The 10,807-nt window shown below is 64.7% G+C and carries 8 protein-coding genes; 3 read left to right on the top strand and 5 right to left on the bottom strand.

All coding sequences use genetic code 11. The annotated features are described in order from the left end of the window. On the top strand, positions 1-953 hold a 953-nt coding region (locus tag BGN95_RS15870; protein ID WP_286773272.1), incomplete at its 5' end, for a glycoside hydrolase family 43 protein. 40 nt (positions 954-993) lie between these two features. Here the strand turns inward: BGN95_RS15870 and xylA are convergent. The 3 genes from xylA to BGN95_RS15855 are packed head-to-tail and all read right to left on the bottom strand — an operon-like array spanning position 994 to position 4,901. Continuing rightward, positions 994-2,304: a xylose isomerase gene (xylA, locus tag BGN95_RS15865; protein ID WP_286773271.1), complete on the bottom strand. Its 1,311-nt coding sequence runs from the start codon at positions 2,302-2,304 to the stop codon at positions 994-996. Next, a complete protein-coding gene (xylB, locus tag BGN95_RS15860) occupies positions 2,304-3,752 on the bottom strand; it encodes a xylulokinase (RefSeq protein ID WP_286773270.1) in 1,449 nt (482 codons plus the stop codon). Before xylB ends, xylA begins: the two co-directional genes overlap by 1 nt. Positions 3,753-3,755: 3 nt before the next feature. Beyond that, complete coding sequence (locus BGN95_RS15855) at positions 3,756-4,901, bottom strand: glycoside hydrolase family 43 protein (protein WP_286773335.1); 1,146 nt, start codon at positions 4,899-4,901, stop codon at positions 3,756-3,758. 184 nt (positions 4,902-5,085) lie between these two features. Between BGN95_RS15855 and BGN95_RS15850 the strand changes: the two genes are divergently transcribed. Together BGN95_RS15850 and BGN95_RS15845 are read left to right on the top strand one after the other, a co-directional pair. Next, positions 5,086-7,341, top strand: coding sequence for a glycoside hydrolase family 95 protein (locus tag BGN95_RS15850; protein WP_286773269.1), 2,256 nt, complete (start codon positions 5,086-5,088; stop codon positions 7,339-7,341). A 68-nt stretch (positions 7,342-7,409) separates the two neighbouring features. Beyond that, positions 7,410-8,051 (top strand): glutathione S-transferase family protein, encoded by a 642-nt coding sequence (locus BGN95_RS15845; RefSeq protein WP_286773268.1) that lies wholly within the window; start codon positions 7,410-7,412, stop codon positions 8,049-8,051. Positions 8,052-8,100: 49 nt separating this feature from the next. Here the strand turns inward: BGN95_RS15845 and BGN95_RS15840 are convergent, their stop codons facing one another. Both BGN95_RS15840 and BGN95_RS15835 read right to left on the bottom strand, forming a co-directional pair. Continuing rightward, positions 8,101-9,645 carry a tryptophan halogenase family protein gene (locus BGN95_RS15840; protein WP_502688303.1) on the bottom strand — a complete coding sequence of 515 codons (1,545 nt, stop codon included), beginning with the start codon at positions 9,643-9,645 and terminating at the stop codon, positions 8,101-8,103. Between the two features lie 55 nt (positions 9,646-9,700). Beyond that, a partial coding sequence (locus BGN95_RS15835) for a TonB-dependent receptor domain-containing protein (protein ID WP_286773266.1) occupies positions 9,701-10,807 on the bottom strand: 1,107 nt, incomplete at its 5' end.

The raw sequence follows: 10,807 nt of genomic DNA, 5'->3' as shown, positions 1-10,807 counted from the left end.
ATCTCATCAAGAAAAACGGCGCTTATTATCTGATCGCAGCGGAGGGGGGGACGTCGGTCAACCATAGCCAGGTGGTGTTCCGCGCCGATCGGATCGATGGGCCGTACACGCCCGCGCCCGCCGATGTGAACCCGATCCTCACACAGCGTGACCTTCGGCCTGGCCGCCCCGATCCGGTCTCTGCGGCCGGGCATGCCGATCTGGTGGAATTGCCGGACGGGCGCTGGCAGGCGGTATTCCTCGCGACGCGGCCCTATGCCGAGGATTATTACAATATCGGCCGCGAGACATGGCTGCTCCCTGCGACATGGGAGGGCGGCTGGCCGCGCATCCTGCCGCATGGCGCCACCGCGCCGCGCATCGTGATGCGGCCCTTGCCCGCCGCCGGCGAGGCGCCGCCGCAGAACGGCAGCTTTACCGCGCACGACGAGTTCGACGGATCGGCGCTGCCGCTCAACTGGATGACGATGCGCGGCGCGAAAGTGACCGTCGCGGGTGGCGAATTGCGCCTCTCGCCGGGAGATCGGCTGGGCGCGTCGGGCAAACCCGCCTTCGCGGCGCGTCGGCAACAGCATATCGTGGCGACGGCGGAGACGGAGCTGCTCGCGCCGCCTGCCCCGAATAGCAGCGCTGGCCTCGCCGCGCTTCAGAACGACGATTATTTCCTGACCATCGCCGCGGTGGCGCGCGATGGCCGCCTGCTCATCCGCGCTGCGCGGCGCGCCGGCCCGAAGGAGCCCGAGGCGGGCGTGACGCTCGCGGAGCGGGCGATCGCCGCGACCGGCCCGATCCGTTTCCGGATCAGCGCGAGGGCAGGGCGCTATGACCTTGCTTATGCGCTAGACGGCCATTGGACGACGCTCGCCGGGGATGTCGACGGCACGAATCTCAGTACCGCGACAGCCGGCGGCTTCGTCGGGACGATGATCGGGCCTTTCGCCGAGCGGAATTGAGGGGAAGGGCGCGCCGGAAACCCCCGACGCGCCCGTCCGGTCAGATGAAGCGGTTGATCAGATTCTCGAACCGTTCCTGCTGGCCCGAGCGTGGCGCCGGGTCGATCGCCTGTTTCTCCGCGAAATCGGCGATGCCGACGAGATCGAGCGTGCCGATCCACTTGCCGACCGCACCGTCCCAGCCGGCATAGCGCTCCGCTTTCCAGCGATCCAGCCGGCCATCCTCGATCAGCGCGGCGGCGTTGAGGAGGCCGCGCGCGACGGTGTCGATGCCGCCGATATGGCCGTGGAACAGGTCGACCGGGGCCATGCTCTGCCGCCGCACCTTGGCGTCGAAGTTGAAGCCACCGGTGGTGAACCCGCCGGCGCGCAGGATCTCCAGCACGGCAAGCGTCAGTTCCTCAACCGAATTGGGGAATTGATCGGTGTCCCAACCGTTCTGGTGGTCGCCGCGATTGGCGTCGATCGATCCGAAGATGCCGAGCGCGGCGGCGGTCGCAATCTCATGTTCGAAAGTATGGCCGGCGAGCGTCGCGTGATTGGCCTCGATATTGACCTTCACCTCGTCCTCAAGCCCGTAGCGCTTGAGGAAGCCGTAGACCGTCGCAGTATCGAAATCATATTGGTGCTTGGTCGGCTCGTGCGGCTTCGGCTCGATCAGGATCGTGCCCTTGAAGCCGATCTTGTGCTTGTGCTCTACGACCAGCGCGAGGAAACGGCCGAAATTATCGAGTTCGCGTTTTAGATCGGTGTTGTGCAGCGTCTCATAACCCTCGCGGCCACCCCATAGTACGTAATTCTGGCCGCCGAGACGATGCGTCGCCTCCAATGCGTCGCGCACCTGCATCGCGCCGAACGCATAGACTTCCGGATCCGGGCTGGTCGCGGCGCCGGCGCAAAAACGCGGATGGCTGAACAGATTGGCGGTGCCCCACAGCAACCTGCGCCCGGTCGACGCCTGCAATTGCTCCAGATGCTCCACCGCCTCGGCGAAATAGCGGCGATGCTCCGCGACGCCGGCCGCCTCGGCCATCACGTCGACGTCGTGAAAGCAATAGAATGGCACGTCGAGCTTTTGGAAGAAATCGAACGCGACGATCCGCTTCTCCCGCGCAGCGGCGCTGTCGTTCGCGCCGCGGTGCCACGGGCGGTTGAACGTTCCCGCGCCGAACACATCGGCACCCGGCCAGCAGAAGGTGTGCCAGAAGCATATGGCGAAGCGCAGATGGTCCTCCATCCGCTTGCCCAGCACCACGCGATCCTTGTCGTACCAGCGATAGGCCAGCTCGTCGGTGCTGTCCGGTCCCTTGTAGGTGATCTGCGGAATGTCGGCGAAGAAATCGGTGCTCATCAAAGGCTCCTGGGCGTGATGCGGGGATAGGCTTCGCGAAACGCGGCGAGCTTGGGCGCGAGCCGGTCGGTCAGCACGGGGTCGGGATGGACGACATGGGCAATTGGCGGGGCGGCGCAGACCTCGGCCGGCGCGCCGCCGTCGACGGCGAGCTGCGCCAATCGCGCAGCGCCGAGCGCCGGACCGACCTCGCCCCCCTGGAGATAGACGAGCGACACGCGCATCGCTGCCGCCAGCGTCTCGCCCCAATAGCGCGAGCGCGCGCCGCCGCCGATCACCGCGAGCTCGCCGACGGCTGCCCCGGCTTCGCGCAGCGCATCAAGGCCGTCGGCGAGCGCGAACGCGACGCCTTCGAGCACCGCCTGCGCGAGCCGCTCGGGCGAACTGTCGTTATCCAGCCGCAGAAAGGCGCCGCGGACCTGCGCGTCATTGTGCGGCGTGCGCTCGCCCGAAAGATAGGGAAGAAACAATTCCGGCCCGTTCGCCGCGCCGGCCGCTTCGGCGCGCTGGAACAATTCCGCCGCGCCGCTCGCGCCGGTCAGCCGCGCAACCCAGTCGATGCAGGAGGCGGCGCTGAGATGGACCGACATCTGATGCCACATGCCGGGCAGACAATGGCAGAAAGCATGGACGGCGCGCGCGGGATTGGGCGTAAAACGGTCATTGGCGACGAAGATCACGCCGGATGTGCCAAGCGACAGCAGCGCCTTGCCGTCGCTGACGACACCGACCCCGGCCGCGCCGGCGGCATTGTCGCCGCCGCCGCCGGCGACCGGCACCTGTGCCATGCCCCAAAGCTCGGCGACGTCGCGCCGCAGCCGGCCGCCGATCGCGCTGCCTTCGACGAGCGTCGGCATCTGGCTCCGAGAGAGCGAGCAGGCACCGAGCAAAATGTCGCTCCAGTCGCGCGCGGCGACGTCGAGCCACAATGTCCCGGCGGCGTCCGACATGTCCGATGCCTTGTCGCCGGTCATCAGCAGCCGGACATAATCCTTGGGCAGGAGGATCGAGCGCGTCTTCGCGAAGATTTCCGGCTCGTTCCGGGCCACCCAGCGCAGTTTTGGCGCGGTGAAGCCGGGCATGGCGATATTGCCCGAAATCTCGCGCAGCCGCGGCGCATCGGCCTCCAGGCCTGCGCACTCGGCAAACGAGCGTCCATCGTTCCACAGGATCGCGGGACGGAGCGGCAGGTCGTCCGCGCCGAGCAGCGTTGCACCGTGCATCTGCCCGGCAAGCCCGATGCCGCGCACCGCGCGGCGGATCGACGGATCGATACCCTGCACCGCCGCGGTCGTCGCGGCCCACCAGTCGGCCGGATCCTGTTCCGACCATAAGGGTCGCGGCCGCTGCACGGTCAGCGCCGCGATGCCCTGTGCGACGACGGCGCCACGCGTGTCGCTGACGACCGCCTTGACCCCGGAGGTGCCGATGTCGATCCCTAGGAACATGGGCTATTTGACGAACGGGTTGATCAGCTTGATCGTGCCGTCCGGGTTATAGAACAGCTCGGTCATCTTGACGTTGCGCAGCCGGGTCTGTCCGGAAAGCTGGCTATCGGCATAGAATAGCCACCAGCGGCCTTTCCATTCGACGATCGAATGATGCGTCGTCCAGCCCTCGACCGGGAGCAGGAAATGGCCCTTGTAGGTGAAGGGGCCATAAGGATTGTCGCCGATCGCATAGTTCAGGAAATGCGTATCGCCGGTCGAATAGCTGAAATAATATTTGCCTTTATACTTGTGCAGGAAGGACGCCTCGAAGAAGCGCCGGTCGTGATCACCGCCGAGCAGCGGCTTGCCCTTTTCGTCGAGGATCACGACGTCGCGCGGCTTTTCCGCAAATTGCCTCATGCCGTCGTCGAGGCGCGCGACCTTTGCCGTCAGCGCAGGCTTGTCGTCGGCCTTCAGATCGGTCTTCGATCCGTTCGGGTCGTAGCTGCCCGTCACGTTGCGCTGTAGCTGACCGCCCCAGATGCCGCCGAAATACATGTAGCTTTTGCCATCGTCGTCGGTGAACACCGCCGGATCGATCGAGAAACTGCCGTTGATCGGCTCAGGATCGGCTTTGAATGGGCCGACCGGCGATTTCGACGTCGCAACACCGATGCGGAATGCACCCGCTTTATCTTTCGCGGGGAAATAGAGGTAGTAAGTCCCGTTCTTATAGGCCGCGTCCGGTGCCCACATCTGCTTTTCGGCCCAGGGAACCTGTTTCACGTCGAGCGCGACCGGGTGGACCGTCACCTTGCCGTTCGGTTCGGTCATGCTGAGCACGTGATAGTCGCGCATTTCGAAATGACCGCCCAGATCGTCTTCCGGCGTCGGTCCGTCGATGTCGTGGCTGGGATAGATGTAGAGCGTGCCGTTCCAGACGTGCGCGGAAGGGTCGGCGGTATAGATTTCGCTGACGAGCGGCTGCGACAGATAATCGGAGGCCGGGCGTTTCCCATCCTTCGCGGCGGTGGCGTTGGATAGCCCGGCGCCATTATCGGCCGCGCGCTCGCCCGACTTGCAGCCCGATACGAGCGCGCCCAGCACCAGCGCCGCCGCAACGGCCGTGCCACGCGCCGTTATCGATGTGATTCGCCGTCTGCGCATAAAACCCTCTCCCGCTTGCTTATGCGTTTGTGTTAACGCTACCATTCGTTGACGACAAGCCTTTGCTGTCGATCGGGAGGGGAAATTGCGCCAGAGCCATATCGTCACGCGGCGGACCATGCTGGGGCAGTCGGCAGCGGCAGCCGCCCTCGCCGTGGCGCCGCCCGTTGCCGCCAGCGAACGGATGGAAGCGGATCTGGGGACGAACCGGCTCTGGTATCGCAAGCCGGCCGAACGCTGGACCGAGGCATTGCCGGTCGGCAACGGCCGGATCGGCGCAATGGTATTTGGCGGGATCGACCGCGAGCGGCTCCAGCTCAACGAAGACAGCCTGTGGTCGGGCGGCCCCTATGATCCGGTCAATCCCCAGGCATGCGCCGCGTTGCCGGAAGTGCGGCGGCTGATCGTCGCGGGCCATCTCGCCGAAGCCCAGGCGCTCGCCAATGCGAAGCTGATGGCGAAACCGCTGCAGCAAATGTCCTACCAGCCTGTGGGCGATCTTCTCATCAACCTGCCGACGATCTCCGCCGACAGCGCCACGGATTACGAACGCGCGCTGGATCTTGATTCGGCGCTCGCGGTCACCCGCTTCACGGCCGGCACGGTACGTTATGAGCGACGGGTGTTCGCCTGCCCGGTGCATCAGGTGCTCGCGGTCCGGCTGACTGCGAGCAAGCCTGGTGCGGTGGATTGCGATGTCAGCCTCGATTCACCCCAGTCTGCCACGCTCGAGCTGGATGGCGATATGCTGACGCTCGCCGGGCGCAATCCCGGCGAGCAGGGAATAGCCGGCGCGCTGCGCTTTGTCGCGCGGGCGCGGGTGCTGCGCGAGGGCGGTACGCTCGAGGCGCGTGCCGCGGGGGTCGGTGTGCGCGGTGCGGACGCGGTGACGATCCTGATTGCGATGGCGACCAGCTATCGCCGCTTCAACGATACCAGCGGCGATCCTGATGCGATCACACGCGCGCAGATCGCCGCCGCCGCCGCGCGCGGCTTTGCCGACATTTTCGCGGCGGGCGTTGCCGATCATCGGCGGCTCTACCGCAGCGTCCGGCTCGACCTCGGCCGAACCGCATCGGCCGATCGCCCGACCGACGAGCGCATACGCACCAGCGAGGACAGTGACGACCCTGCGCTGGCGGCGCTTTATTTCAACTATGGCCGGTATCTTCTGATCGCTTCCTCGCGCGCAGGCTCGCAGCCGGCCAATCTTCAGGGGATATGGAATGATCACGTGCGGCCGCCGTGGGGCTCCAAATATACCATAAACATCAACACCGAGATGAACTACTGGCCAGCCGAGCCGACCGCACTCGCCGAATGCACCGCGCCGTTGATCACATTCGTGCGCGATCTCGCCGAGCAGGGCGCGCATACCGCGCGGGAAATGTATGGCGCGCGCGGCTGGGTCGCGCATCACAATACCGACCTGTGGCGTGCCACCGCGCCGATCGACGGCGCCTCGTGGGGGCTGTGGCCGACCGGCGGGGCGTGGCTCTGCACCCATTTGTGGGATCGCTGGGATTATGGCCGGGATCGCGATTATCTTGCCTCCGTCTATCCGTTGATGCGCGGCGCGGCGCTGTTCTTCGTCGATGCGCTGCAACGCGATCCGGCAAGCGGGCATCTGGTCACCAATCCCTCGATCTCGCCGGAGAATGAACATCATAAGGGCGTATCGATCTGCGCCGGTCCTGCGATGGACATGCAGATCCTGCGCGATCTGTTCGATCAGGTTGCGCAGGCGGCGGCGATCCTCGACATTGATCGCGCTTTTGCCGCCGAGCTGATCGCGTTGCGCGCCGGCCTCGCGCCGGATCGGATCGGGGCGCAAGGGCAATTGCAGGAATGGCAGGAGGATTGGGACGGTGACGCGCCGGAGCCGCACCACCGCCACGTATCGCATCTCTATGCGCTTTACCCCAGCCACCAGATCGACCCGGACGACACCCCGGCGCTGGCGGCGGCGGCGCAACGCTCGCTCGAATTGCGCGGCGACAGGGCGACGGGTTGGGCGACCGCGTGGCGGATCAATCTGTGGGCGCGGCTGCGCAAGGGAGAGCATGCATATGAGATTCTGCGCTTCCTGCTCGGGCCCGCGCGCACCTATCCCAATCTTTTCGACGCGCACCCGCCATTTCAGATCGACGGCAATTTCGGCGGCACGGCGGCGATCGCCGAGATGCTGGTGCAGAGCAAAGGCAATCAGATATTGCTCCTCCCGGCGTTGCCCTCGGCCTGGCCGAGCGGCGCCATCTCCGGGTTGCGTGTGCGCGGTGCGGGCAGCGTCGATGTGAGCTGGCGCGACGGCCGGCTCGATGCTGCAACGATCGTCTCCGTTCTCGCCGGACCGCGCGTCGTGCGGTTGGGCAAGCGGACCGCGACGGTGCGGCTGCGTCCCAACCGGCCCGTCCGGCTCACCGAGGCCAGTTTTCGCTAAGGCATAAACCAGTGGCGTGCGCCGCGGGATGATAATATGCGTCGAGTTCAATCCGGGGATGCTCGGCTATGCTCACCGTTTATGGCGAAGGTCGCGGTTTCCGGGTCGTCTGGCTGCTCGAGGAACTGGGGCTGGTTTATCGACTGCGCCCGGTCGATCTGCTGACAGTCGGGAATGATCCCGACTTCCTTGCGATCAACCCCGCTGGCTTCATTCCCGCATTGCAGGATAGCGAGACGATCATGGTCGAATCGATCGCCATTCTTGAATATCTGCTCGCCCGCTACGGGCCGGGCTCGCTTGCCGTCGCCCCTGACGATCCGGCGTTCGCTTCCTACCTGCAATTTCTCCATTTGGGCGAGGCCGGGCTCGCCGGGCCGATGAACGCCGTCTTCGTCGGTCGCGAACTGGCACCCGAAGCCGAGCGGGAGGCGCGGGTTACGCGCTGGGCATTCGAGACATTCGAGGCCCGGCTCGGGTTGGTCATCCGCCGCCTCACCGACCATCCTTATCTCGCCGGCGATCGGTTCACCGCTGCCGATATCTCGGTAAGTTATGCGCTTCTGTTCGGCATGCGAACCGGCAATTACGTCCCCGGGGCCGTCGAGCGGGACTATCTTGCCCGTACAACGGCGCGCCCCGCCTATCTCCGCGCGATGGAAAGCTGCCAGGCAACCAAGGCCTGGGCCGCGCGATCACCGGGATTGTAGCGCGCGCTTCAATTCGACCGCGGTTCCGCACGTTAGAGCCCGGTAACCGTCATACCGGTTGCAGGCCATGCTCATGGATCTTGCGGATCAGATCGCGGTGGCGGGGCAGGGTGGTGCGCAACCGTTCGGTCAGCATTGCATTCTCGCGCATCGCGCGATCCGCATGACGCGCGTCATATGCCACCATGCCGGGCGACACCTCGGTACGGAAACCCATGCCGTAGAGGACATATTGATAGCTGGCCGCTGGAAACACCTCCTCGACCCGGTCGAATTCGTCGAGAAACCAGGGCGACTGGTACTTCCACAGCAGCAGCAATTCCCTCAGCCGTTCGGGGATCGTCTCCGGCAATACATTGTCGCGCCAGAATGCGCTGTCGGTTCGCCGCGTAAGGACGTAATGAAGCTTCAGGAAATCGATGATCCGGCCCCAGCGATAATGCGTCGTCGCATTGAAGCGGGACGCCACGATGTCCATGATTTCGCGGCACAGCGGCATTTGTTCGGCGATCAGCTTTGCCGACAGTTCGACGAGTACGATCGCCGATGATTCCAGCGGCTCGAGGAAACCGGCCGACATGCCCACGGCGACGCAATTTCGTACCCAGAATTGTTCGCGATGACCGGATCGGATCACGATCTTGCGCACGGCAAGGTCGTCGGCTGCCGGACCGAGATAGGCGCGCAACTCGCGCTCCGCCTCGTCATCCGAAATATGGCGGCTCGAATAAACATGTCCTGTCCCGCGCCGCGTGGGAAGGCCGATATCCCAGATCCAGCCGGCGGTTTGTGCGGTCGAAACGGTGTGCGAGCGGACCGGGCTGTCCTCATGCTCATAGGGCACCTGCACCGCCATCGCCCGGTCGCAGAACAGGATGTCGCTGCAGTCGCGGAAGGGGACGTTCATTGCTTCGCCGAGAAGGAGTGACCGAAAACCGGTGCAATCGACGAACAGATCCCCCGCGATCTCGCCGGCCTGTTCGGTGACGATCGCACGAATGTCGCCGCTTTCATCCAGCGCGACGCGGGAGACATCGGCGCGGACGTGCCGGACGCCGAGCTTCTCCGTGCAGTGACGGGTGAGGAACGGCGCAAATTTCCCTGCGTCGAGGTGATAGGCATAATTCGCCGCGCCCTCATATTCGGGCGTGGTGATCGCCTTGGGCGCGAGACCGTCGTCGCACAGCCGGCCCTGCGGGCAAACCGCGTCGCAGAAGCTCTGCTGGCCGTTCCCGCTGAGCCAGTGCGGCACGAGGTTCAGCCGTTCGAAACCCTGCGGCAGGACAAGCGGGTGATAATATCCGTCATCCTGCGCGCCGGTCGTCCATCTGGCGAAGCGGGCGCCCTGCTTGAACGCAGCGTCGCATTCGCGGAACAGATCGGTTTCCGATACGCCGATCTTCTTGAGCGTGGAGCGCAGCGTCGGCCAGGTTCCCTCCCCCACGCCGATGATCGGTATGTTGGGGGATTCGACCAGCGTGACCGTGAAGTCCTGCGGAATCCGGCCGCGATGACGGGCGGCGATGACCCCGGCGGTCAGCCAGCCCGCCGTCCCGCCGCCGACGATCACGATATTCTGGATGGGCTTCACGATCGCATTCCCCGGAAAAGGGTAGGGGCGCCTGAGAAGGCGCCCCCGGCAACTCAGGTCAATAGCGGAAACGCACGCCGAAGGTGAAGCGGCGCCCGTAAGACCAGACGTCGAGCAACTGATTGTCGTAGCGACCGTGCGTGCTGTAGTTGGAATTGTTGATATTGGTCACTTCGCCGAACACGGTGAATTGCCGCGTGAGATCGTAGCTCGCCGATGCGTCGATCTGCAGCTGCGAATTCACGTACACGGGCTCGGCACCGAACGTGCCTCCCTGGTTCTGGCCCAGCTGGAGCAGATATTTGTCACGCCAATTGAGCGCGCCGCGGATCTGGAACCCGTTCTTGTCGTAGAAGCCGACGAAGTTCGCCGATTTCGCAAGGCCGGTAATCGCAAAAGCTGTCCCCGAAATGTCCGAAGGATCGAAATTGCGATCGGACCACGGCAAGGTCGCATTGGCGTTGAAGCCGAAGCCGCTGTCGCCGAACACATGCTGCAATGCGAGTTCGAAGCCCTTCACCGTCGCTTCCGGCCCGTTGACCTTCGAATTGACGTTGAACCGCGCGATCTGCCCGGTGCTGGGATCGATCACATTGTTGATGGTCTGCGTCGTGACGCCGCCGACGATGAAGTTGGTCAGGTGCTTCAGGTAGAAGTTTGCCGAGAAATAGGAGTTGCGCTGATAATACCATTCGATCGCGGCGTCGAAATTGTCCGACAGATACGGCTTGAGGTTGGGGTTGCCGCCGCTCGCCGCGAGACTGCCGCGGCGCAAGGTTCCGACATTGATCGTCGGGCGCAGATCGGCGAGCAATGGTCGCGTCAGCGTCCGCGAAGCATCGAGCCGGAAGATCAGGTTGGGCATGATCTCAAGCTTCGCATCGACGCTCGGCAGCAGATAATTATAGCTGGAGGAACTGACGATCGGCTGTGTCGCCGAATAGCCGTCGTGAAGCGGCCCGAGCGCCGGATCGGGCTGGATCAGCGTCGGATCCCCCGCCGGGATCGACAGGCCGAGCAGCTGCCGGCCGAGCGCGGTAGTGGTGACGTGCGTTCCCTCGTCGCGCAGGCCCACGTTCAGGTGGAACGGCATGCCCGCGATTTCGTCCTCGAAGCTCGCCTTGAAGAAGATCGCATAGGTCTTCTCCCGGACCTGCAGCACGCT

The sequence above is a fragment of the Sphingomonas sp. 66-10 genome (assembly GCF_001897045.1).
GTDB classification, from domain to species: Bacteria; Pseudomonadota; Alphaproteobacteria; order Sphingomonadales; family Sphingomonadaceae; genus Sphingomonas; species Sphingomonas lycopersici.
The sequence above is the reverse complement of the archived record's forward strand: the minus strand, read 5'-3'. Positions and strand labels throughout refer to the sequence as shown.

Excerpts from the sequence above, each read along its gene's own strand:
- xylA (WP_286773271.1), bottom strand. The coding sequence starts at position 2,304 with ATGAGCACCGATTTCTTCGCCGACATTCCGCAGATCACCTACAAGGGA.
- xylB (WP_286773270.1), bottom strand. The coding sequence starts at position 3,752 with ATGTTCCTAGGGATCGACATCGGCACCTCCGGGGTCAAGGCGGTCGTC.
- BGN95_RS15855 (WP_286773335.1), bottom strand. The coding sequence starts at position 4,901 with ATGCGCAGACGGCGAATCACATCGATAACGGCGCGTGGCACGGCCGTT.
- BGN95_RS15850 (WP_286773269.1), top strand. The coding sequence starts at position 5,086 with ATGGAAGCGGATCTGGGGACGAACCGGCTCTGGTATCGCAAGCCGGCC.
- BGN95_RS15845 (WP_286773268.1), top strand. The coding sequence starts at position 7,410 with ATGCTCACCGTTTATGGCGAAGGTCGCGGTTTCCGGGTCGTCTGGCTG.